Below are 21,925 nucleotides of genomic sequence, written 5' to 3' on the forward strand. Positions count from 1 at the left end.
ATTCACTCGTTGTTGCGTTGGAGAGTTTGTAATGTCGTCCGCTAGAGCTTGGGCGACAGCTTGATGAGATGATCGTCCGATGGACCTTCACCTCGTGGCGATCGGTTCGTCGTGATGGCGTAGAGGTCGTCGCCGACGGAGAGCACGTCCCTAAACCGATCGCCGGACGCATCGATCGGCTTTAGATCGTTTCGGTCGCTCGTCGAGAGAAGCTCGTCCCCTCTGAATGCGATACCCGAGGGTGCCCAGGTGTCGTTGTCGGAATGAAGGTGTGCGGTCTCCATTCCCTCTTGTCGGTCGTCGCCGTCGATCAGCGTCCAGCCGAAGTTCAGGCCCGGCTGGAACGCCGACTGCCTACTAGGCTGGGAGGTGCCGGTCGAAAAAGGACTCAAGCTTGTCCCAGGGGATGAGGTCGGCCTTATCGTAAAGGTCAACGTGACCCGCGCCCGGAACGATGAATAGCTCCTTCGGCCCGGCCGCCTTCGCAATCGCCTGCTCGCTGAAGAAACGCGAATGGGCATTCGCGCCTGCGATCAGTAATACGGGCCGGGGCGAGACCATGTCGAGATGGTCGAACGGCCGGAAGTGCAGGTAAGAAGGGTCTCCGGAAATGGTCATCGCGGTTGTCGCGCGCGGATGAGCGCCACGGGGCGTCCGGTAGTAGTCGAAGAACTCCCGCGTGATCGCATCCGTCTCAGGCGTCAAGGTTTCAGGCAACGCGCCATATTGCTTCTGTGCGCCTGCGGCCTCTGCCCAGCGCTGCTCGCCCATTATGGTGAGCATGTCGATCCGGGCGTCGGCCTTCATTTCTTCGCCCTTCCATGCCCATTTCGCGCCGCCCATGTCGTACATGCTCACCGTTGCGACCGCCTTCATGCGAGGATCGATCTGTGCGGCGGCAAGTGCGAAAGCGCCACTTGCGCAAACGCCGATGATGCCGATGCGATTCCGGTCGACACGCGGGTCAAGACCAAGGAAGTCGACGCCTGCGCTGAAGTCTTCGACAACGGCCTCCGGCGAGGAGATGAAGTGAGGCTGGCCTCCGCTTTCGCCATTGTACGAGGCATCGTGTGCGATGGTGATGAAGCCGCGTTCCGCCATCGTCTGGGCGTAGAACCCGGAAGTCTGCTCTTTAACACCGCCATAGGGATGGCCGACTATCAGCGCGGGATGGCGTTGCGAGGCATTGATGTTCTTCGGGACATACATGTCCGCAACGAGATTGATGCCGAGGCGGTTAACGTACGATACCTTCTGATGCTGCACGCGATCGCTTTGCGCGAAGGTCTTGTCCCACGTTCCGGCATATTGTGCGAACGCGGGGCTGCCCGCGAGCGACATTACGCCTGCAGCGGCAGCGCCGGCCCCTGTCAGTTTCAGAAGATCGCGCCGACCAATACCGATCGTTTCCTGTCCGTCGGTTGATCCAATGGGTCCATTTTCCATAGCCATTCTCCGTTGCCGTCTGATTGGTTCCAGGAGGAATATAGGCCGCCTGGACCTGACTGATTATCGTCTGCGATCTGCAAGCGCTTATGTACCGTGCGCATAATTCGATGACATGGAGACGCCACCCTCCGTGGCTTTGAAAGCATCGCGAACGTGCAGAAAATACGCTGGTTCACGTGCTTAACGACCGTCCATAATGCATCCTCGGCAACCTCAATTCGGATCAATTTATTCTTGAGGAGCAATAATCGGTAATGATGTTGCGCGTTGCAGCCAGTATGTTTCGACGATCACGTGGATAGGAGCGGATGGATGCTGCGTGCGAACGTAAACGACCTGTTGGCTTTCATCGTCGTGGCGCGGGAACGCAGCTTCACGAAAGCCGCCGCGCAGTTGGGTATGTCGCAATCGGGTCTCAGCCATACGATTCGGGCACTCGAGGCTCGTCTTGGGCTTCGATTACTGACTCGCACCACGCGCAGCGTGTCGCCCACGGCCGAAGGCGAGCGACTTTTGAACGTGATCGCTCCCCGGTTCGAGGAGATCGAAGACGAACTCTTTTCAATCACCGAGCTGGGAGAGAAGCCCGCAGGCACGCTCCGGATCACCGCCGAAGACTACGCGATTGACACGGTTCTCTGGCCGAAGCTCGAGAAAGTCCTGCGTCGATATCCCGACATCAAGGTCGAGTTGATCGTCGACTACGGACTGACGGACATCGTCGCCGAGCGGTTCGACGCGGGCGTTCGACTTGGGGAGATCGTGTCGCAAGGCATGATCTCTGTCAGCATCAGCCCCTATCAACGGATGATCGTTGTTGTCAGCCCGGTCTACGTCGAGGAGCGGGGCATTCCGATGAAGCCTCAGGAGCTGACGTCGCATAAATGCATTAACCTCAGACTGCCTACGCATGGCGGAACCTACGCCTGGGAATTCGAAAAGGATGGCGAAGAGTTAAGAGTCCGGGTGGACGGCCAGATCACCTGCAACGGCATCAGGCAGATTTTGAACGCCGCGGTCGATGGCTACGGTTTCGGGTTTGTGCCTGACGGCTTGGCGAAATCTGACATCGAAGCCGGACGGCTGGTTCAGGTGCTCGCCGATTGGTGCCCGTCATATCCTGGGTATCACCTCTATTATCCGAGCCGTCGGCAACCGTCTGCGGCGTTCAAGGTGGTCCTCGATGCGCTTAGGCAGAAGTCCTAGCGCATTGTCTTGCAACACGACCCTCAGCGTCCGGGGGGGCCGTGCGGTTCGCAATCGAGCAGCCGGAAGACGTCAATGTCAGCGAGATCGTCGTGCGTCCAACGCGGGCGGCGCACTGATGCACGGCCGCCCTGACCTTGGCGCAGCCGCCTCTCACCGCTCGACTGCGCGGTGCCAGGCGGGCATTCTTATGGATGTTCATTCGGTCCCCCGAGAATCACTTAAGCTTCGACAACCTCAGTTTTCTCGGCCGGACCGAATGGACAGCCTGTTGAAAGGTCACATCTAGTTCGGCCGTAACCTAATAAGCGGTCAGTAGTCCCAGAAGGCCGGCACCCAACGAAAGGCGTCGCCATCGACCGCCACCCGGCCGACGGACGGGAACGGCAGGTGAGTGGCCACCAGCTGTTCGCCGGTTGCCGCCAGCTCCCGCAAAAGACGGACCCGAACGCGGGCCGCCTCTTCGGGGTCGTGTTCGAAACCGTTGTGCCAGTCGGGATGGTCGAACCCGACCGCGAACACGGCGTCGCCGGCGAAGGTCAGCCGATCGCCGCCGGATGCCAGACGGACCACGCTGTGCCCCGGGGTGTGGCCGCCAGTGCGACGAACAACCACCCCAGGCGCCACCTCGTGCTCCTCATCGAACAGCCGCAGCTGGCTGCGGTACTCTTTTGCGAACCGGGTGGCGGCCGCCCGAAGTGCGTCCGGGAACCCCGGCGGCATGGAGACGCGGGAGAAATCGGGCGACTCCCAGAACTTGACCTCGGCGGCCGCCACATGGATCCGCAGGTCCGGACGCAGCCGGTCTTTCACCCCGTCGACGAGCAACCCGCCAATGTGGTCCATGTGCATGTGGGTCAGCACCACGTCGGTCACGGACGCAAGATCGATGCCGGCAGCCTTCAGCCGCTTGACCAACTGCCCGGCCCGCGGCAAGTTCAAGGCCGGGTCCAACCCTAGCCCAGCATCAACGAGTATGGTCTGCGCGCCGCTACGCACCACGACCACATTCAGCGGCCAGTCGAGAGCGTCCGGCGGCAGGAACATGTCGTCCAGCCAGGCCCCCCGGACAGCCGGGTCGGTGTCGTGCGCCAACATCGCGGTTGGGAGCGGCAGCACCCCATCGCTGATAACAAGCACCTCAATCTCGCCGATCTGCACCGCATAGCGCGACGGAACCAGCTCGTCGCGGGCCGTCGTACCGAGGTTTGAGGTCTTGTCCAAGCTCATGTTTGTCTCCTGCTGACCAATCCTGCGGGGTTTTGTTTCTGCCTGCGACATGATGCGCTCCTGTTTTGCGTGATCGAGACACGTCGATCACGAGCTACGTCGCGGACTCTATGTTGAAGCGTGTTTGGCGGTCGAGCTACACCTGAGGATAGGGCAGCCTGTGCTCTCAGTGGACCGCAGCGAGATTTGGTGGTGAAGAGGCTGGTATGAAGGAGTAGACGCTCTCGCCCGCCGGTGCCCCGCGCTCAGCGTTGATTCGAAGCCGCTCGGCGTCCTCGATATCCGCGACACATTGTCCAAATTTGGCATGATTGCCCCGAGCACCCTGAATCGCCACGGTTCCTCTCCTCTGGGAATGGTCTCGGTATGCGTCGCATCGGCAGAAGGCGGGCGATGTCCAGGCGCGAATACCGCGCTCGGCTTCCTCGTCAAGGAGCCCGAGCGCGAGTTTTGCTAAATAGAGCTTCTGCTTCCTTTAGTCTGGTGCTTCACAGACTCCTTCCAGCCTTATGAGTGCATCGTTGAAGCGGGCAAAAATGCGCTTTTTCAGCGTTGACCTTCTGCATCGCATACGCCGGTTCTTTCCGATGCCAAGACACGCTGCGATAGAATGCTCGAGAACGAGTAGCTCAAAAAACCTGCCTACGTGTACCCGTATCCGAGATCGGCTAGCTTGGTCGCTAGGGCGGCCTAGCGGAAGGTCTAGGGCGAACTACGCCTTTGTCGACAGCAAACATCGGTTCGAACGATAGCGACTGCACTGCCCATTGCGTCATCTTTCACGAAAAACCACCGCGCGGACACATAACGCGCCCGCAGCTCCTCTGCCGCCCTGATGCCATGGCGTTCAAGAAGAGCATGCGAGTGCCACACCCGAGACCATGAACTCCCGATCCACTTCTCCCGAATGCCAAATCCCAATCAACTACAAAGGAGACCGATATGAAGTCTATCCCCCTCATGGTGCTCTTGTCGGCCACGGTCGGCTTTGGCACCTTGTCAGTTGCAGCTGAAGACGGCGCAAAGGTCACACCATTGATGACCAAGGATCTGCCAGACTATCCGGGCAAGGAAGGGCTCATGCTGTCGGTAGAATATCAGCCAGGCGGCTCCTCGCCTATCCACCGCCACGATGCCAACGCATTCGTGTACGTCCTGGAGGGCGCGATCGTGATGCAGGTTAAGGGCGGCGAAGAAGTCACCGTTGCTGCTGGAGAAACCTACTACGAGAACCCCTCCGATATTCACCTCATTAGCCGCAATGCGAGCAAGACGAATTCCGCCAAATTCATCGTAGTACTGCTCAAGAAGAAGGACACGCCGGCCGTTATCCCGCTGGAGTGATCAAGGCGAACACGAGGAAAACCGAAGTGTAATCATCCCCATGGCACATCTGCCTGCTTGCCAAATTCGATACTCCAAGCTTGCAGTTGCGCACAATGCCCCGCTCACACCCTCGATTCTGACCGACGAAAAGGAAAGAGCCATGCAACCTCGTCAAAATAATTACTTCAAACTTGCCGAACCGGGCTTTAAACACGTCTTCGCGCTGGAGAGCGCTCTTAAAAGTGGTCCGCTAGAGCCAAAGCTGCTGCACCTTGTCAAGCTGCGCGCCTCACAGATCAATTCATGTGTGTTCTGCATTCATTTGCACACGACAGAAGCTCTGAAAGACGGGGAAGATCCCATGCGCCTCTATTTGTTGACCGGGTGGCGCGAGGCAACGCTTTACTCGTCGCGTGAGCGTGCTGCTCTTGCCTGGACTGAGGCGTTAACCAACATCGCGCAAACTGGTGCCCCCGACGATGATTGGGGGCTGGTTGAGGCTGCATTTACGGCAGAAGAACGGTCTTGGTTGTCTCTTGCAATCGGTGCGATCAATCTTTGGAATCGGCTTCAGGTAGGGTTCAGGGCTACACATCCTGCTTAACAGCTCGACGTGCGCCGTCAGGCATAATGTCTTTGTGGCGCAGCAGTCGAAATCGCTGCGCCGTTCTTGCCGGTTCGAACAGATTTGAGGAATTAACTGGGTGGTTACAACCAGTCTGCCTCCAGCCTTCGACGATCGCCACCATGCAGCTTCTGACCGGTCGCAGGGCGCAAGCGCTTTCGGGCACCAAGTTCGACGGCCCTAGATAACATCATCAACGGCCATGCACCGGGGATGGATTAGCGGACCTGTTTCGGCGGCCGTCCCTTGAATGCTTCGGCGGGTTACGATCGGAGCCGCCGGCGAGCCCGAGCCTGTCAGGGGAATACATCATGCCCCCCACGAGCCTCGAACCAACACTCGAAGAGATACTGGCCGACCCCATCATCCAGCTTGTGATGAGGCGCGATAACGTCGTCGCGGATGACGTGCGGCGGGTCATTTATGATGCTAGGGAGGCACATCGACGTCGAGACCTGCTGGCCGAACGCCGCCACGCGAGCCCGAACCGGCTAGGGGACCATATCATGGGCACCACGAGGCCCGAATTAACCCTCGAAGAGATGCTGGCCGACCCCATCGTCCAGCTCGTGATGAGGCGCGATAACATCCTCGCGGACGACGTGCGGCGGGTCATTCATGAGGCTCGGCAGGCACATCGAATCGAGAACTGCTGCTAGAGCGGCGCATCGGCGTGGTGCCCGACACCCTCAGCGGCTCAAACGATGACGAAGGCAGGGCCCGAGTTCTGGAGACGAACTGAAGGAAATAATGCCTATGAGCTTTGACGCATCCAATCTGCGATTGCGGATGTTCGCCACTTTATTTTTCTTATTACCATGCATTCTCGTCCCTGCGGCCTGCTCAAGTGGAAGAGGCCTAGTCGGCGAATTGCCGGCTGGGACAGAAACTGCTGCTTCTCCCATTGAACAGAATAATTCGCTCGACCTACTTTACGTGACTAACCGAGCGCCTGCCGCTTCGGCTAATGACGAACTTTCCTACACCTCGTTTCGAGGTCATTCATTGAGCTTCGGTTCGGTTACGCTGGCTCGGGAGCGGTTGCGCTTTCACGATGGGCCGGCTGTGCAGCCTGACGCGTCGCTGCATATTTCACGCACGACCAAACTAGGAGAGTTTCCGAAGTCGCCATACCCAATTGAACTCACGCGTCAGGGGCCCCGACGGGTACCCGCAACTGTAGATGCCCATATACGGGCAGCGGCAGGGTTGCAGGGTGAGGTGACTCGGCGCCTTGCGATGGCAAAACGTAAAGAAGTGGTCATTTTTGTTCATGGCTATAACAACAGTTTCGACGATGCTGCGAAAGCCACTGGCAAGATTTGCAATACCCTTTCTGCAGAGTTTGTGTGCGTGTCGCTTTCGTGGCCAGCGGGCGGATCGGGCGGCGCTTTCTACGGTTACAATATCGACCGGGAGTCTGGCGAGTTCGCAGTGTCGGATTTGAAGAAGGCGATTCGTATCATTTCCGGGACCGACGGTGTCAAACGTCTCCACCTCATCGCGCACAGCCGCGGAGCAGACGTTCTAATATCCGCCCTTCAGCAGTTGGGAATGGAGGCCTACGCCACCCGGTCTTCCCCCACCGAGCGCTACAAAATCAGCAATGTCGTGCTGTTCGCTCCTGACATCGATCTGGATGTTGCCACGACAAAATTGTTCGGCTTCGTGTCTGATCCCGATGCGCCGTTCGGAGCCAAAGCAACCCCCTACGGCCTTTTGCCGCCCATAGGCTCGCTGCATCTGACAGTTTATTCATCCCCAAATGACAAGGCGCTTGCACTTTCAAGCGGGCTGTTCGGAAGCGTTGTTCGACTCGGGCGCCTAACAAGCGCCAGCATCAGCTCTAAGGAGGCGGGCTCGAATGCGCTGTGGAGGAACTCACAGTTATCGGGTATCGCCGACTTTATCGAATACAGGGGAAGTGCGGGCTTTGCGGGTCACAGCTATTTCTTGTCCGACTCTGCAGTTCAAAAAGATCTACGTGCTTTACTTAGGGACCGTCTCAAGGCTGGTGATCCCGGTCGGCAACTGGTCGAAATCAAACGTCCATTTTGGAGAGTGCTCAGCCGCAATAGTAGGCTATCTCACTGATAAGAATACTACTTCATTCGTGACGCTTTGCTCGGTCGTCAGATTCGGTGGTCGGGTTAGACTAGCCGTCGCGGCTTGGCCTTTTACCAGAGCTCGACTTGCTGTCGCGGGAGCTCATGCAAGGCCTCGGGTGTATCGACGTAAATTGTCGCCCTTGTTCACTGTGTCGACGACTGTCTTACGCATTCTTGGTGTGAATGCGCCGATCAGATCCGCAGATATCCACTTTATCTCATGGATTTCCATGAGGTGCGGTTGGGCCATGGCGGGATTAGGGTGGGTCTATGAGTTCGCCAGGCCAGATATTGAAAACAAGTGCTATACGAAGCGCGCTGATAGCCCCCAGGGCTTTGTCCGGCAGGAGAAGCCAATGATATGCGTCTGGTCGCACCGCCCCCAATTCTTGCATCTGGGATTTTTTGTCGCAGCCTATGTTCTGGGCTGCGGTTTCGCTCAGTCGCTCGCAATCGTACCCGGAACAGGTATTTCCATTTGGCCTCCAGGCGGGCTTTTCATGGCTACGCTTATCCTCGCTTCCAGGCACAGCTGGCCGTGGTGGGTGCTGGGAGGCCTTCTGGCGGAACTGTTTAGCAATTTCCTGTGGTTCCATAGTCCGTTTCCTGCCGCCGTCCTGATCTATGCCGGCAACGCTCTTGAAGCGGTGGTTGGCGCGTGGCTCGTGAACCGAGCTTGCAAGCACCCGGTTCGGCTGGAAACCTTGCAGGAGGTTCTCGCATTCGTCGTACTGGCGGCTGGAATTGCCCCGGTCGTAAGCGCGACGGTGGGAAGCGCGACACTTGCGTGGTTTGGCATACAATCGCAATCCTTCACAACTGCCTGGCCTCTTTGGTGGATCGGAGACGCAACCGGAGTCTTGATCGTGGCACCACTGGCGCTGGTCGTGTTGCAGAACTGGCGCGGCAAGGCCCAGCTCTCGGCCGCGCAATGGATGGAAGCCTGTGTCCTGGGGCTGATCTTTCTTGGTGTCGCTGCCCTTTCCTTGAGCGGTTTCTTGCCCTTCGTCTACATAACCATGCCGCCTCTTCTTTGGGCCGCAGTCCGCTTTGAGTTCAAAGGCGCCGCCGTCGCCTTGATCCTCCTCGCTGTGATCACAGCGGTATTCACGATATCAGGCTCCAGCGAATTTGCCGGCGATACTGAGTCCCAGAGGCATAAGCACTTTATGCTGCAGCTGTTTCTGGCCGTCTCGGCATTTTCGGCGCTCATCGTGGCCGCCATATCCCGGCAGCATCAGCTGGCGGTGCTCACATTGCGCCAAAGCGTGGAGGCGTTGCGCGACGGGAAGCGTGAATTGTCGCAGCTCGTGGATATGGTTCCGAGCCTGCTCTGGCGGTTGAGTCCGGAGGGCGAGCCGACCTTCTTCAACCAGCGCCTGATAAATTTTCTCGGCCTGGACATGGCAGATGCAGACAAGCCGGGCATGAGCCGGCTGGCGGCCATCATAGAAGCCGCCGTCCATCCCGATGATGCGGCCAGCCTTAGGGAAGCGCTCAACCATTCTTTCGTCACCGGCGAGCGCTTCTCCAAGACGTATCGCTTGCGGCGTGCGGATGGCGTCTACCGCTGGGTGGAAGGCAGCGCGGAGCCGCTGCGCGACGAGAGCGGGCGCATCCTCCAATGGTACGGCCTCTCGCATGACATCGACGATCAGCTGCGTGTCGAGGAGGCGCTACGACGCAGCGAGCGGCAGCTTCAGCAACTCATTGACACAGTGCCAGTGCAGATTTGGTGCGTAACGCCCGGGGGCGAGCCCGCATACATCAACAAGACCATGATGGATTATATCGGCCTGAAGCTGGAGGATTTTGATGCCCAGCAAGGATTAGCCGGAGCAATTCAGACCATCGTCCATCCTGACGACAGGATCCCTTTGCAGCGCGCCCTAACCCACTCCTTCAGCACGGGTGAAGCGTTTGAGTTGAAATTTCGCAACCGCCGACGGGATGGTTCATACCGCTGGACAGAGGGGCGTGCGGATCCGCTCCGCGATGGGAGTGGCCGCATCATCCGGTGGTACGGCGCCAACGTCGATATCCACGATTTTGTGACTTCTCAGGAAGCGCTGCGCGAGAGAGAACGCTCCCTATGGGAGCTCGTTGAAACGCTACCGGTAATGATCGATTGCGCTGCGCCGGACGGCGAGCCGTTATATCGCAGCCGACAGCTCCGGGAATTTCTCGGGTATGAGCTTGAAGAATTGGACGGAACCGGGAAGTCTCGCTTGGCCGGCACACTCGATGCCGGTGTTCATCCCGACGACGTGGCGGGTGTCAAAGAGAGATATGCCCATTCGCTATCCACCGGCGAGCCGTATGCTCGGAAGCACCGTCTGCGGCGCTTCGATGGCGAATATCGCTGGGTCGATACGCGCGCCGCGGCGATGCGCAACGCCGAAGGCGCCATCGTGCAGTGGAACGTCACCTGCCTGGACATTGATGGTGAGGTTCGGGCGCAGGAAGAGCTGCGTCTGGCGCAAGAGAACCTGGCACGTGCGAGCCAGGCGGCGAGCCTTGCTGAGCTTTCGGCTTCTATCGCGCATGAGGTGAACCAGCCTCTAGCGGCCGTCGTGGCGAACTCGCACGCCTGCCAGCGCTGGCTCACGGCCGAACCGCCAAATCTAGTGCGCGCGCAAAAGACGGTGGAGCGCATCATTCGTGACGCAAACGCCGCCGCCGCCGTCGTGAGCCGCATCCGCGCCTTGTTCAAGCAATCGGTCGAGACGAGGCATGCCACGGCACTGGACAGCGTCATCGCGGAGGCGCGTGACCTGACCGCTGAGGAGGCGGCGCGGCGGCGCGTCCGTATGGACGTTGATGTCGACAGCAACCTTCCGCCTGTTGCGCTCGATCGCGTCCAAATCCAGCAGGTTCTGGTCAATCTTATTCGCAACGGCATGGAGGCCATGGACACCATTACAAGCGACAGAGTTCTTCGGATCCGTGTGCGCCGGATGGGGGACACGGCCGAGACCGAGATCAGTGATCGCGGCCGGGGTGTCGAATCTCCTGACAAGATCTTCGAGCCGTTCTTTACGACGAAAGCTCATGGGATGGGCATGGGGCTCGCCATCTGCCGTTCGATTGTCGAGTCTCACGGCGGGCGGTTGTGGGTGGAGAAGAACCAACCGCATGGAGCGACGTTCGTCTTCACATTACCCGTTGAAGTGGAAGCAGCGTGATGATGACGGACGATCATATCGTCTTCATCGTTGATGACGATGAACGCATTCGGGAGGCGCTCAGCGAACTGCTGGACTCGCATGGCATGCGCGCAATTGCCTTCGGATCGGCCGGCGACTATGTGAATGCGGATAAACCGGACCTGCCTGCCTGTCTGATCCTCGATATCGAGCTGCCCGATATCAATGGCCTCGATCTCCAGAGGCAGATCGCGAACGGCGATCATCCGCCGATCGTCTTCGTTACAGGACATGGCGACATCCCGTCCTCGGTGCGTGCGATCAAGCACGGTGCCGTGGATTTCCTGACCAAGCCTTTCAGCGATGCGGATCTCATGGTCGCAATCCACGCGGCGATCGCCCAGGACCGGGAAAAGAGATCAGAACGCGCTGAACTCGGCGTGTTGAGGCAACGCTATCTCGACCTGACGCCGCGCGAACGCGAGGTGCTGCCGCTCGTGGTGAGTGGTCTTCTCAACAAGCAGGCCGCCGCTGAGCTGGGGATCAGCGAGGTCACGCTGGAAATCCATAGAAGGAATGTGATGCATAAAATGGCAGCGGCGTCGCTCGCTGATCTCGTGCGTATCGCGGAGCGATTGGAAATACCGGTCACTCATTCGCGCCGAGCGGGAGGGAGCGGAGCGTGAGCAAGCGAAGACCTGTCGTGGCGGTCGTCGATGACGATCCAAGACTGCTCGAGTCGCTGGAGGACCTTCTGGAGTCCGCGGGCTATGCCGCGCACAGCTTCTCGTCCGCGGGATCGCTGCTCATCAGCGGGCTGTCGGGCGTGGACGTGCTCATCACCGACATCGGCATGCCAGGCATGGACGGCTTTGAACTTCGTGACTGGGTGAAGAAGGTGCGTCCGGAGCTGCCGGTGTTCCTGATAACCGGCCGCCACGAGATTGCGGATCAGGATCGCGCCCAGGGCATCAGTGGGTTTTTCCGCAAGCCCTTCGATGCCCAGGTCTTGCTGGCTGCCGTGGACAACGCCTTAAACAATCGAAACATGGAGGATGATCATGAGAGTTGACCAGCCGTTCGTGCGGAGATTGGCGCCGCTGTCACAGCAGAGCAAAAGCGAAGCGGAGCAGCCGCTCGTCATCATTGTCGATGACGATGCGTCTGTGCGGGAGGCGCTGTCGGAGTTGATCCTGTCGGCCGGATTCCAGCCCGTTTGCTTTGCCTCGACCGGCGAATTGCTCGACACCAACGTATTGGACAGCCCCGGCTGCTTGATCCTCGATGTTCGCATGCCAGGAGTGAGCGGTCTGGATCTGCAGCATCATTTGGCCCAAAATGGCAACCCCACGCCAATCATCTTCCTGACCGGGCATGGCGACATTCCAATGACCGTCCAGGCGATGAAGGCCGGCGCCGTGGACTTTCTCACCAAGCCAGTACGGGACCAAACGCTGCTTGACGCTGTGATTGCGGGCATTGCGATGGACGCCGCGCGGCGGGAGGAAGCCGTGATCGTCAAGCGCAATGTCGAACGCCTTGAGACGCTGACGCCACGGGAGCGCGAGGTTCTGCACGAAGTGGCGCGCGGACGCCTCAACAAGCAGATCGCCTTTGACCTCGGCATTAGTGAAGTGACGGTCAAGCTGCATCGCGGCAATGTCATGCGCAAGATGGAGGCCGCCTCCGTCGGCGAACTGATCCGGGCATGGGAAACGCTGCCCGCGCCGATGCGTGGGGCCGGCGCGGCCTAGACTCTGGCCAACGCGCGATAGTCGCGGCGGCTGTTCAACGATATTGGCACTGCCGGCGCGACCTCGCTACTCATATTGCTGCGGTGCTCGCTCGCCATAAAGTGGCAGTGCAGCTTCACGCGCAACACCACTGTGCGCCCAAACAGCATGCACGATCGCCTGCTGTGCTGCTTCGTTCCGACAGCGGCGGGCGGAATCAAATAATAACCTGAACAAGGTTGACGCGGCTCATACCTGCAAAGTGCCCGGCCAGGCGTAGGCAATCATCAGTCCGAATTTCTCCTCGTTCGCTGGCGACTTCAAGGACGTCGGCGAGCCGCGACGTGGCCCAACCCGGTCCTTGCTCATAGAACGACTTCACGAGATCAGGAAATCGGTTGCCCATGAGATGCTGACCAAACGCTGTAAGCGCTCTGCCCTCGTGCCATGATGGTCGTTTTCTCCGAGTGCTTCACGGGAACACACGTTTGGAAGCTGTGCTTCAGCTCGGTCAGGGCGCTCCGGCGATCATGTGCCCGTTCCCGGCGTTGGCTGACTAGCGACACGATAAGGATCCCCATCCGCTGGGCGCATCCGACCTAGACCTTACCCTCGCATCACAGAGACTTCGGTAGAATGGGTTCGCCGGACGCATAGGCGCATTCTGGTCATTGCCGGCCACAGCCTGCATGGAGCAAACAATGCGCAATATCATCGGAATTGGAGGTCGTCGTGGCGCAACTGAACAAGAAAAAGATGATCGGCTTGCTGCTGTGCCTCGGCGCCGTGGTGGTCGTGGCTGGCGGATGGGCCAAGGCTCGCTCGAGCGGCGAGGCGTCGACCGACAACGCTTACGTCCGCGGCGATGTGACCTCGCTCGCTCCGAAGGTTGCGGGTTACGTCACGGCGGTAGATATCAAGGACAACCAAGCCGTCCAGGCGGGCGACGTCCTGTTCCGGATCGACGATCGCGACTACCGGGCACGGCTTGCGCAAGCGGTCGCCAACGTCGAGGCGGCGGCGGCTCGGCTCGTCAATGTCGATGCGGAGACAAAGCTTCAGCATGCGCTCATCCGGCAGGCGGAGGCCCAGAGACGGTCGGCCGTGGCCGAGATGAATCTGGCGACCAAGGCCTACGAGCGCCGCCGCGAACTGATCCGCAGCAACACCATCAGCCAGGCCCATGTCGATGAAAGCGACGCGGCGCGATCGAGAGCCGAGGCGAACGTGTCGGCCGCCTCCGCGACGGTAGAGGCGCAGCAGCAGCGCATGGCCGTCCTAGCCGCCCAGCGCGAAGCGGCCGTTGCCGCCGTGGCGCAGGCAGAGGCGGCGCGCGATCTTGCCCAGATCGATCTCGACAGCACCGTGGTACGCGCGCCTGTCGGCGGCGTTATCGGCAACCGTCAGGTCCGCATCGGCCGGCTCGTTGCGCCGGGCGCCGCCTTGCTCGACATCGTTCCGATCAACGATGTCTGGGTCGTGGCGAATTTCAAGGAAACCCAGCTCGAACATATCCGGCCCGGCCAGCGCGTCCGTATCACCATCGACGGCTATCCGAACGGGGCGCTTGAAGGCGTGGTCGACAGCTTTGCGCCCGGTAGCGGCTCCGCCTTCAGCTTGCTGCCGACGGACAATGCCACCGGCAACTTCGTTCGCGTCGTCCAGCGCGTTCCGGTGAAGATCAGGTTTGCCAGCAATCCGTTGCCCGGCCGCCTCGTGCCCGGCTTGTCCGCGCGTGTCGAGATCGCGCCGGGAGGCGGCTCATGACCAGGGTCGTCACTGCCACGCCGAGCCGCGACGGATCGACGGCCGGCGCCCTGCTTGTGGCGGGCATAGTGCTGGCCACGCTGACCGAGGCGATCGCCAGCACCGTCCTGTCGCTCGGGCGCGCCGACATCATCGGCGACACCTATGCAACGCCTGACGAGTTCGCCTGGCTGGATATCGGATACACCGCTCTCAAGCTCATCGGCTTCATCGCCGCCCCCGGGCTGATGAACCGAGTCCGTCCGCTGAGCCTGATCATCGGCGCAACGCTCGCCATGGGCATGGCGTGCGGCATTGCCGCCGTCACCGCCCGGCTGGACCTGCTGGTCGCGCTTCGAATTATCCAGGGCTTCGCCGGCGGCATCCTGCTTGTCGGTGGCCAGGCGATCATTTTCCTCGCCTATCCGCGGTCCCGCCAACCGATCCTTCAAGCCCTGTTCGCGATGGGATCGGTTGTCGCCCCCGCGACCATTGCGCCTGCCCTTCAGGGGTGGTTGATCGACAGCCAATCCTGGACATGGATCTTCTTCAGTGTCGTTCCGCTGGCGCTCGCGGCTGCCGGACTTCTGCTGATCGCCGACGGCCCGATGCCCACCAACACCGCGCAGCGTCCGTTTGATTGGATCGGCTTCTCGCTGATCTGCGTCACGCTGTTCTGCTTCACCTACGTTCTCAGCCAGGGCAGCCGATGGGACTGGTTCGAGGAACCTCGCATCCTGTGGCTGACGGTGATCGGCGCCGCCACCCTGCTGGCCTTTCTCGGCCAACAAGCATTGGCCAAGGGCGAGGGCCTGCTCGACTTCACCCTGTTCCAATCGGACGATTTCTGCTTCGCCCTGATCGTCAGTTTCGTCGCCGGCGCCGCATTGTTCGGGAGCGCCTTCCTGATCCCGTCCTTTGCCGTGTCCGTCCTGGCGTTCACGCCGACCGATGCCGGCCAGCTGCTGTTGCCGAGTGGCGCGCTTTTCGTCGGCGCACTTCTCTTGCCGCCTTTCTCATGCAGGTGCGCCGCGTTCCGCCGTTCGCCACGGTGCCGTTCGGCATCCTGATGATCATGGTCGCGATGTGGATGCTGTCCGGATCGACCAGCGAAAGCGGCGCGGACGACATGATGGCAGCAATCCTGCTGCGCGGCCTCGGCCTTGGCTTCCTGTTTCTGTCGATCACGCTGATCGCTTTCGGCAACCTCAACAACCGAAATCTCGCCTCCGGCATCGGCCTCTTCAATACCGGCCGTCAGCTGGGTGGGCTTATCGGAGTGGCCGCACTCCAGACGCTGATCGACCATAATGTCGTCGCCAATGTCGCGGTCCTCGGTGCCAACGTCACCGCAGGAGGCCCCGCGGTCATCGAGCGGCTGGCGACGACGACCGCGATGCTGACGGCCAAAGGCATGGACGCCGCGGCCGCTGGCCGGGCAGCGACCAGCCTTCTCGGCCGGGTCGTGACAGGTCAGTCCACCGTGATTGCCTTCGACACGGCGTTCAACGCTGTCGCGCTGCTGTTTGTCATAGCCGCGCCCATCCTCGTCGCAATCAAGATCGGACTAGCGAAAGTGCGCGCTGCGCGGTTGCTCAAGACCAAGGAGTCTCGTGAGAACTATGCGGCTTTTTTGGAGAATGTACGCCAAGAGTTGCTGTGGACCGCCGTTCGGACCGGTAAATACGGTGAACGGGCCAAGGAGCGTTCCATCAATCCCTGCTTGTTGCTACTCATCTTCGCTCTACTGATGCCGTGCCAACCAGCCTTGGCCCAAACCGACCGCAATCCGGTCGGGCAGCCGACATCCGTTGCCGCGCTACCTCCGGAAGATTTGCGACAGCTTCTCGATCTCTTGCAACGCCCCGACATTCAAACATGGCTTCAGTCTCAAACGGGGAACCGCCCGGTCGAAGAGCAAAGTTCGGCCGAAGCCGCCAACGCCCGCGAGATCATCGTTGGCCGGCTGAATGCAGTACGCTCCTTCGTTCACGACATGGCGACCGCCATTCCGACACTGCCCGCCGAACTCCATCGAGCGCGTGTCGCTTTGATGACCGAGATGAGGGGACAGGGATCCTTCGCCGCCATTCTGCCGCTGGTCTTTTTTGCGACGCTGGGGTTCGGTTTGGAGTGGCTCTATTGGCACGCCACATCTGGCTTCCGCGACCGGATGATCGTGACACATCTGGATACCGTCGACGATCGATTGCGGGCTGCGGGATTGCGTATCCTCTACGGCCTTGGCGTCCTTCTGGCCTTTGCAGTCGGAAGTGTTGGCGCCTTCCTGCTGTTCGACTGGCCACCGTTACTGCAGCACAGCGTCCTCGCTTATCTTCTCGTCTTCCTGGCCGTCCGTTTGACATTGGTTGTAGGGCGGATCGTGCTTGCTCCCGGCGCTGAACGGTTTCGGCTGATGCCTGTGGCGACAGTCACCGCTCGCTTCTGGTTTTTCTGGTCGGCAGTACTGGTTGGCCTCTTCGCATTTGGGCACTTCACCTATCAGCTGTTGCCGATGCTCGGAGTAGGACATGAGGCCACATACATCGTTGCGCTTGCATCGGGTTTGATCCTGTTCGGGCTGGCCCTCGTCGCACTTTGGCGCTGTCCAACATTCGACGGTGTCGATATGGTGAGCCGCCGACACCGCGTCAGTACCGTCCTTGGGACGCTCTATATAATCGCCAACTGGTTGGTCGCGCTGTCCGGCGTTGCCGCCACGTTTTACATTGGGGTGGTGCTTCTGGTTTTGCCGATTGCGATTTCCTGCGTGAGGCTCTCAATAGACCATATTATGCGTCCGCCGGGCACGATCGCCGCTAATGAAGGTGTACCTTCGCTCGCTGGGGCAGCATTGGAACGCGGTCTCCGCTCTCTGCTGCTGATCGGAGGCGCTTACCTCATTGCATCGCTGCTTGGACTCGACTTCGGCACACTGGCGGCCAGGGACACCATGGCAACCCATTTGATTCGAGGGCTCCTGAATGCCTTTGTCGTCATTCTGCTGGCCGATTTTACATGGCGGATGACGAGTACATGGATAGATCGCAAGCTGATGCAGACAGCGGTGGGCGACGCGGTCGACCCCGACGAGTTGCGACGAAGTGCTAGGCTTCGCACATTACTTCCCGTCCTTCGCAATGTATTGTTTGTCGTGCTGCTCGCAATGGCCATACTGATGGCGCTTTCCAGTCTGGGCGTGGAGATTGGTCCGCTTATCGCCGGCGCAGGTGTCGTCGGGCTTGCTGTTGGTTTCGGTGCCCAGACGCTGGTCAAAGACATTATCTCCGGAATGTTCTTCCTCCTCGACGACGCCTTTCGGGTCGGCGAATACATTGAGAGCGGCAGTATCAAAGGCACCGTCGAATCCTTTTCGTTGCGCTCGATAAAGATCAGGCATCATCGTGGTGCGCTCCATACGATCCCGTTCGGCTCGCTCGACAAGATCACCAACTATTCGCGTGATTGGGCAATCGACAAGATCATGGTGAGCGTCACCTACAATACCGACTTGGACGTCGTAAAAAATACTGTCAAGCAGGTTGGCAAGCAGCTGCTGACAGATGAGGAAATCGCGCCGAGCATCATGGAAACTTTGAAGATGCAGGGCGTCGAGCAGTTTGGCGATTTCGCTATTCAGATTCGCATGAAGATCATGACAAAGCCGGGCGAGCAGGCGGTGATCCGTCGCCGTGCCTATGCTTTGATCAAAAAGGCCTTCGATGCCAAAGGGATCAAATTTGCCGTTCCGACTGTCTCCGTCGCCGGCGGCGGGGACGCAAGCAGCGCGGTCGCGCAGAAGGGGCTTGATCTCATCAAACCACCGCCGCAGACCGAGCAAGCGGCCTTAGATGCCTAGCCACAGCGCTCAAGCCGCCCGTCGCCGCAAGCCCTTGCGAATGCTTATGACCGGCAGATTTCCGATGCAGCGTTCGCGGATGAGACCGTGCTCATCAAGGGTGCTCGATCGCGGCCCCTAGTATTTCGGAAACCCAGGTGGAAGCGCTTCTACCGGTTGGAGCAATCCCGCAACCGTGATACCGGTGAAACCGGCCTCGGGCTTCTCATCGCCCGACAACTCGCGATGGCGATCGGTGCTCACTACACTGCCCTGCGCAACCGCAATGGCGGCGGTCTATCAACAAGGAACACTCGATCAGTGCAAGCAGTCTGAATCGTCTGCTACCCGCACTCAATCGAGCCATTCGGCGCGCCGGACGCCAACGACGACAATCGGTCGAAACGAGGCGCTCACCGACCGGCCTGCTGATGATAGCTCATGGCGCGCAAAGCAGGAAGTCGGCCGACACGCGCTGGCATTCTGCTTGCAGTCATCAGACGTACTGGACGTCCTGATCACGAGCGCTAGGTTGATGCCGCATGTGTAATGACTACGAGCAGCACATCAGATATGCCGAATACTGCAGAATGATGCAGGAGCTCGCGCTCGGCATGCCTCCGCATCAGTCGGAACTCGACCTCCCACAGGCGCGCGACGTCCGGATCGGCGATACGGGACCTGCAATGAGAGCTGCAGATGGTAACGTGGTCGAACTCGTGCCGATGACGTTCGGCTTCCCGCCGCCTGAAGGACGCAAGGGCGGACCGGTCTTCAACTTTCGGAGCGAGGGGCGCAGCTTTGCAGAGAGCAGGCGATGCCTCATACCGGCGTCCGCCTTCTTCGAGTTCACCGGTACAAAGTATCCGAAGGCCAAGCATCGATTCACACTGAACGACGCGCCTTTCATGGCGATTGCCGGACTCTGGCGGGAAGGGCAGGGAAACCAGCCCCCGTCGTTTACAATGCTGACCACGGAACCCGGACCTGATGTCGCGCCTATCCACAATCGCCAGATCGTCGTTCTGCGCCCGCCGGATTGGAAGCGCTGGCTCGACCTGTCGAAGCCGGAAAAGGAGCTTCTCCGGCCGCTTCCCGAGGGAAGCCTCCACGTCGAGGAGGTCAGGTCAGGCAGCGATTGATGATCGACCGATTGACATTCCCATCCGAAGAGGCGGCCTTCGCATATTTCGACCGGCTGCATCCGGTGCCTGCGGTCGAACTGGTCGGCCTTTGGAAGGGAAGCGAAATCTCGACGGGGCATCCGTTCGATGGCGTGCTCGAAAATCTGGGATGGTACGGGAAGCGTTTCCGCGCCGACATGCGCGCCGACGCCCTATTGTTCAAGAAAGATGGCTGCAGTCTCGTGCCGATCGATCCGTCTCCAGTCCCGCTGGGGCTTGCCTTTCGCTTCCATCGGTTGGGCCGTACCGAAGCGGCGAGGACTCTGTTCTCCCACCTGATCAAGCATCTGCGCGCGACGGGTCCAGTCGCTTCGTTGCGAATGATACGCTTCCGCGGCGAGGTCAGCGCGGCAATGGTCTATGACAGTAAGCCTGTTGCTGATCATTTCAGAAAGATCGACACTGACAGGTTGATAGGGGTCATGAGCATACAGGGACACGACGGGCATTTCTTCTTCCAGCTCGAGCGCGTCACGGAGCCTGGCCCTTCGCTTTCGAATGCCACCTAGCGTATGTCACAGCGGCTGCTGCCTTAGCGGCGGCACTTCTGGGGGCGATAAGCGAACTCACTCACGATATGCACTGGTTGAAGGCACCGGTGCCAATGCTGGTGCCGGTCATAAATCGTCACCACAGCCCAGAGCGATCGATGCTTATATGTGTGCTGGAGCACGGCGTGGAGCGACCTGCCCGGATGGGCAGTTCGCGCCAAACCTAGCCGTGCGGCCAGTTGGACGGCGTCGTGAAATAGACGAGATTCCTCAGATGGATTGAGGAGAAAGACCATGCCGAAAGCCAGCCTTGCCGACTTCTCCCGAGAGATCGCCGGCCTTGTCGCCGCCACCGCTCCGGGGATCGCCGCCGTTCATGCCAGCCGCCATAATTCTTCGAGCGCCGTCCATTGGCGTGAAGGATTGTTCGTTGCCGCGAGCGAGGCGATCGAGACCGAGGAAGGTATCACTCTAACTTTGCCGTCCGGCAACTCCGCGGCGGCTGAATTCGTCGGGCGCGATCCAACGACGGGGATCGCGGTGCTGAAATCGGATGTGCCTGATGGCGCGCCGGCTCTAAAACGTGCCGGGCGGACGGAGGCAGGGAATCTTGTCGTCGCTGTCGGCCGGGGGGAAGCTTCTACACTGGCCGGCTTCGGGATTGTCAGCGAGGCCGGACCCGCTTGGCGCAGCATGCGTGGCGGCCTGATCGACCGGCGCATCCGCATTTCCGCGAGCATCGATCCGCGCGCCGAGGGCGGCGCGGCGATCGATGCCGAGGGTGGCTTCATCGGACTCGTCCTGTTCGGCCCCGGCCGGCGCGCTCTTGTCATTCCGGCCGAAACGGTCGAGCGGGTCGCGGCAACGCTCGCCGAAAACGGACATATGCCGCGCGGATACCTCGGAGCAGGGTTGCACCCGGTGCGTCAGGAGAAGGCGCGGGGCGCAATGGTGATGAGCCTCGAGGCGGGCAGTCCGGCGGAGAAGGCTGGGCTGGTGCTCGGCGACATCATCACGTCCTGGAATGGCGAGACGGTGGAAGGCGTGCGGGACCTAATCCGCCAGATCGGTCCCGATAGTGTCGGCAAAACGGTGGCCCTCGGAATATTGCGCGGTGGTGAGGCGCGAAATCTCGACGTCGTCGTCGGCGCACGCCCGCGCTCCTGAGCGACAGTGAGGATGGATGGCTGAGCGCCCGCTGACAGTGATGATAGCCCTCTCCGATCCGGAGCAAACGGAGGAATTGGAACATGCTCTGGGGGAGCGCGGTCATGTGGCCGTAGCGACGTCTTTCGATATCGAGCAGCCGGAGGATTTCGATGTGGTCGTGACCGATGGCGAACCTCTCGACGTGGCAACGCCGCATATCGTGCTTGGTGCAGCAGCCTCGGCTGGCAACATCCATGCTGTGCTGCCGCATGCCGCGGATGCTGCGCTCATCGCTGCCGCGACGACGGTCGTCGCGGCAGGATATCGCCTGTCAGTCGCTGATGCTGGAGATGCAATCGAGACTGCTGATACGGAGGAGGCAGTGCTGCCGAGAGACGTGCCTCACAACCTGTCACTCAGCCCCCGCGAATTGGAAACGCTTGCGCTGCTTGCTGACGGGGCCTCGAACAAGGTGATCGCCCGCCAGCTCAAAATCTCGGTGCATACCGCGAAGTTCCACGTCGCTGCAGTGCTCGCCAAGCTTCATGCGCAGAACCGCGCCGACGCTGTGGCCATAGCGCTGAGGCAAGGGCTGCTTTACATATAACGCTCAGCTAATAAGTGTGAAACCGCAACGGCAGCACAAGGGTGCCCTCGGGTCATAGGGGTCGCGCCGCTCAACTGCCCGGCAGCA

The 21,925-nt window shown here is 60.1% G+C and carries 19 protein-coding genes and 2 pseudogenes; 17 read left to right on the top strand and 4 right to left on the bottom strand.

Features of this window, described 5'->3' with window-relative positions:
* Window positions 1-41: 41 nt before the first annotated feature.
* Together USDA257_RS18235 and USDA257_RS18240 are read right to left on the bottom strand one after the other, a co-directional pair.
* Complete coding sequence (locus USDA257_RS18235; protein ID WP_041414383.1) at window positions 42-284, bottom strand: hypothetical protein; 243 nt, start codon at window positions 282-284, stop codon at window positions 42-44.
* A 73-nt stretch (window positions 285-357) separates the two neighbouring features.
* Window positions 358-1,446 carry an alpha/beta hydrolase gene (locus USDA257_RS18240; protein WP_014764422.1) on the bottom strand — a complete coding sequence of 363 codons (1,089 nt, stop codon included), beginning with the start codon at window positions 1,444-1,446 and terminating at the stop codon, window positions 358-360.
* 315 nt (window positions 1,447-1,761) lie between these two features.
* Here USDA257_RS18240 and USDA257_RS18245 point away from each other — a divergent pair, with 315 nt between their 5' ends.
* Together USDA257_RS18245 and USDA257_RS37910 are read left to right on the top strand one after the other, a co-directional pair.
* On the top strand, window positions 1,762-2,655 hold the full coding sequence (locus tag USDA257_RS18245; RefSeq protein ID WP_014764423.1) for a LysR family transcriptional regulator: 894 nt from the start codon (window positions 1,762-1,764) through the stop codon (window positions 2,653-2,655).
* An 8-nt stretch (window positions 2,656-2,663) separates the two neighbouring features.
* Window positions 2,664-2,774: pseudogene (locus tag USDA257_RS37910) on the top strand (oxidoreductase); the annotation flags it as partial.
* Window positions 2,775-2,967: 193 nt separating this feature from the next.
* Here USDA257_RS37910 and USDA257_RS18250 read toward each other — a convergent pair.
* Window positions 2,968-3,936 (bottom strand): MBL fold metallo-hydrolase, encoded by a 969-nt coding sequence (locus USDA257_RS18250; RefSeq protein WP_014764424.1) that lies wholly within the window; start codon window positions 3,934-3,936, stop codon window positions 2,968-2,970.
* An 891-nt stretch (window positions 3,937-4,827) separates the two neighbouring features.
* Here USDA257_RS18250 and USDA257_RS18255 point away from each other — a divergent pair.
* From USDA257_RS18255 to USDA257_RS18290, 8 genes are all read left to right on the top strand, one after another.
* Complete coding sequence (locus tag USDA257_RS18255; RefSeq protein WP_014764426.1) at window positions 4,828-5,229, top strand: cupin domain-containing protein; 402 nt, start codon at window positions 4,828-4,830, stop codon at window positions 5,227-5,229.
* Between the two features lie 142 nt (window positions 5,230-5,371).
* Window positions 5,372-5,815 (top strand): carboxymuconolactone decarboxylase family protein, encoded by a 444-nt coding sequence (locus tag USDA257_RS18260; protein WP_014764427.1) that lies wholly within the window; start codon window positions 5,372-5,374, stop codon window positions 5,813-5,815.
* A gap of 332 nt (window positions 5,816-6,147) precedes the next feature.
* Window positions 6,148-6,495, top strand: a complete 348-nt coding sequence (locus tag USDA257_RS18265) for a hypothetical protein (RefSeq protein ID WP_041414388.1) — start codon at window positions 6,148-6,150, stop codon at window positions 6,493-6,495.
* 91 nt (window positions 6,496-6,586) lie between these two features.
* Window positions 6,587-7,930: an alpha/beta hydrolase gene (locus USDA257_RS18270; protein ID WP_014764428.1), complete on the top strand. Its 1,344-nt coding sequence runs from the start codon at window positions 6,587-6,589 to the stop codon at window positions 7,928-7,930.
* 370 nt (window positions 7,931-8,300) lie between these two features.
* A complete protein-coding gene (locus tag USDA257_RS18275) occupies window positions 8,301-11,129 on the top strand; it encodes an MASE1 domain-containing protein (protein WP_014764429.1) in 2,829 nt (942 codons plus the stop codon).
* The gene (locus USDA257_RS18280) at window positions 11,129-11,776 is read left to right on the top strand and encodes a response regulator transcription factor (RefSeq protein WP_014764430.1); all 648 of its coding nucleotides are present in this window, start codon (window positions 11,129-11,131) and stop codon (window positions 11,774-11,776) included. The genes USDA257_RS18275 and USDA257_RS18280 overlap by 1 nt, the downstream gene beginning before the upstream one ends.
* On the top strand, window positions 11,773-12,162 hold the full coding sequence (locus USDA257_RS18285; protein WP_014764431.1) for a response regulator: 390 nt from the start codon (window positions 11,773-11,775) through the stop codon (window positions 12,160-12,162). The genes USDA257_RS18280 and USDA257_RS18285 overlap by 4 nt, the downstream gene beginning before the upstream one ends.
* The gene (locus USDA257_RS18290; RefSeq protein WP_014764432.1) at window positions 12,152-12,844 is read left to right on the top strand and encodes a response regulator transcription factor; all 693 of its coding nucleotides are present in this window, start codon (window positions 12,152-12,154) and stop codon (window positions 12,842-12,844) included. The genes USDA257_RS18285 and USDA257_RS18290 overlap by 11 nt, the downstream gene beginning before the upstream one ends.
* 196 nt (window positions 12,845-13,040) lie before the next feature.
* Here USDA257_RS18290 and USDA257_RS36785 read toward each other — a convergent pair whose 3' ends face one another.
* Window positions 13,041-13,229, bottom strand: a complete 189-nt coding sequence (locus tag USDA257_RS36785; protein ID WP_161623532.1) for a TetR/AcrR family transcriptional regulator C-terminal domain-containing protein — start codon at window positions 13,227-13,229, stop codon at window positions 13,041-13,043.
* A gap of 350 nt (window positions 13,230-13,579) precedes the next feature.
* Here USDA257_RS36785 and USDA257_RS18295 point away from each other — a divergent pair, with 350 nt between their 5' ends.
* From USDA257_RS18295 to USDA257_RS33225, 7 genes and pseudogenes are all read left to right on the top strand, one after another.
* On the top strand, window positions 13,580-14,590 hold the full coding sequence (locus tag USDA257_RS18295) for an HlyD family secretion protein (RefSeq protein ID WP_080605812.1): 1,011 nt from the start codon (window positions 13,580-13,582) through the stop codon (window positions 14,588-14,590).
* A pseudogene (locus tag USDA257_RS18300) lies at window positions 14,587-16,169 on the top strand (MFS transporter); the annotation flags it as partial. The gene USDA257_RS18295 and the pseudogene USDA257_RS18300, both read left to right, overlap by 4 nt.
* A gap of 1,578 nt (window positions 16,170-17,747) precedes the next feature.
* The gene (locus tag USDA257_RS37915) at window positions 17,748-18,428 is read left to right on the top strand and encodes a mechanosensitive ion channel family protein (protein WP_231698941.1); all 681 of its coding nucleotides are present in this window, start codon (window positions 17,748-17,750) and stop codon (window positions 18,426-18,428) included.
* A 521-nt stretch (window positions 18,429-18,949) separates the two neighbouring features.
* Window positions 18,950-19,549 (top strand): SOS response-associated peptidase, encoded by a 600-nt coding sequence (locus USDA257_RS18310; RefSeq protein WP_014764437.1) that lies wholly within the window; start codon window positions 18,950-18,952, stop codon window positions 19,547-19,549.
* Window positions 19,549-20,100, top strand: a complete 552-nt coding sequence (locus USDA257_RS18315) for a DUF4334 domain-containing protein (RefSeq protein ID WP_014764438.1) — start codon at window positions 19,549-19,551, stop codon at window positions 20,098-20,100. Before USDA257_RS18310 ends, USDA257_RS18315 begins: the two co-directional genes overlap by 1 nt.
* A 276-nt stretch (window positions 20,101-20,376) precedes the next feature.
* Window positions 20,377-21,249: a S1C family serine protease gene (locus tag USDA257_RS18320; RefSeq protein ID WP_014764439.1), complete on the top strand. Its 873-nt coding sequence runs from the start codon at window positions 20,377-20,379 to the stop codon at window positions 21,247-21,249.
* A gap of 16 nt (window positions 21,250-21,265) precedes the next feature.
* A complete protein-coding gene (locus USDA257_RS33225) occupies window positions 21,266-21,838 on the top strand; it encodes a helix-turn-helix transcriptional regulator (protein ID WP_014764440.1) in 573 nt (190 codons plus the stop codon).
* Window positions 21,839-21,925: the final 87 nt, after the last annotated feature.

The sequence above is a fragment of the Sinorhizobium fredii USDA 257 genome, from assembly GCF_000265205.3.
Taxonomy (GTDB): Bacteria; Pseudomonadota; Alphaproteobacteria; order Rhizobiales; family Rhizobiaceae; genus Sinorhizobium; species Sinorhizobium fredii_B.

Bases quoted from the DNA above. Each gene is read 5' to 3' on its own strand.
- USDA257_RS36785 (WP_161623532.1), bottom strand. From the start codon at position 13,229: ATGGGCAACCGATTTCCTGATCTCGTGAAGTCGTTCTATGAGCAAGGA.
- USDA257_RS33225 (WP_014764440.1), top strand. From the start codon at position 21,266: ATGGCTGAGCGCCCGCTGACAGTGATGATAGCCCTCTCCGATCCGGAG.
- USDA257_RS18295 (WP_080605812.1), top strand. From the start codon at position 13,580: ATGATCGGCTTGCTGCTGTGCCTCGGCGCCGTGGTGGTCGTGGCTGGC.
- USDA257_RS18245 (WP_014764423.1), top strand. From the start codon at position 1,762: ATGCTGCGTGCGAACGTAAACGACCTGTTGGCTTTCATCGTCGTGGCG.
- USDA257_RS18260 (WP_014764427.1), top strand. From the start codon at position 5,372: ATGCAACCTCGTCAAAATAATTACTTCAAACTTGCCGAACCGGGCTTT.
- USDA257_RS18310 (WP_014764437.1), top strand. From the start codon at position 18,950: ATGTGTAATGACTACGAGCAGCACATCAGATATGCCGAATACTGCAGA.
- USDA257_RS18265 (WP_041414388.1), top strand. From the start codon at position 6,148: ATGCCCCCCACGAGCCTCGAACCAACACTCGAAGAGATACTGGCCGAC.
- USDA257_RS18280 (WP_014764430.1), top strand. From the start codon at position 11,129: ATGATGACGGACGATCATATCGTCTTCATCGTTGATGACGATGAACGC.
- USDA257_RS18240 (WP_014764422.1), bottom strand. From the start codon at position 1,446: ATGGAAAATGGACCCATTGGATCAACCGACGGACAGGAAACGATCGGT.
- USDA257_RS18255 (WP_014764426.1), top strand. From the start codon at position 4,828: ATGAAGTCTATCCCCCTCATGGTGCTCTTGTCGGCCACGGTCGGCTTT.
- USDA257_RS18275 (WP_014764429.1), top strand. From the start codon at position 8,301: ATGATATGCGTCTGGTCGCACCGCCCCCAATTCTTGCATCTGGGATTT.
- USDA257_RS18235 (WP_041414383.1), bottom strand. From the start codon at position 284: ATGGAGACCGCACACCTTCATTCCGACAACGACACCTGGGCACCCTCG.
- USDA257_RS18290 (WP_014764432.1), top strand. From the start codon at position 12,152: ATGAGAGTTGACCAGCCGTTCGTGCGGAGATTGGCGCCGCTGTCACAG.
- USDA257_RS37915 (WP_231698941.1), top strand. From the start codon at position 17,748: ATGGCGCTTTCCAGTCTGGGCGTGGAGATTGGTCCGCTTATCGCCGGC.
- USDA257_RS18320 (WP_014764439.1), top strand. From the start codon at position 20,377: ATGCCGAAAGCCAGCCTTGCCGACTTCTCCCGAGAGATCGCCGGCCTT.
- USDA257_RS18270 (WP_014764428.1), top strand. From the start codon at position 6,587: ATGCCTATGAGCTTTGACGCATCCAATCTGCGATTGCGGATGTTCGCC.
- USDA257_RS18250 (WP_014764424.1), bottom strand. From the start codon at position 3,936: ATGTCGCAGGCAGAAACAAAACCCCGCAGGATTGGTCAGCAGGAGACA.
- USDA257_RS18315 (WP_014764438.1), top strand. From the start codon at position 19,549: ATGATCGACCGATTGACATTCCCATCCGAAGAGGCGGCCTTCGCATAT.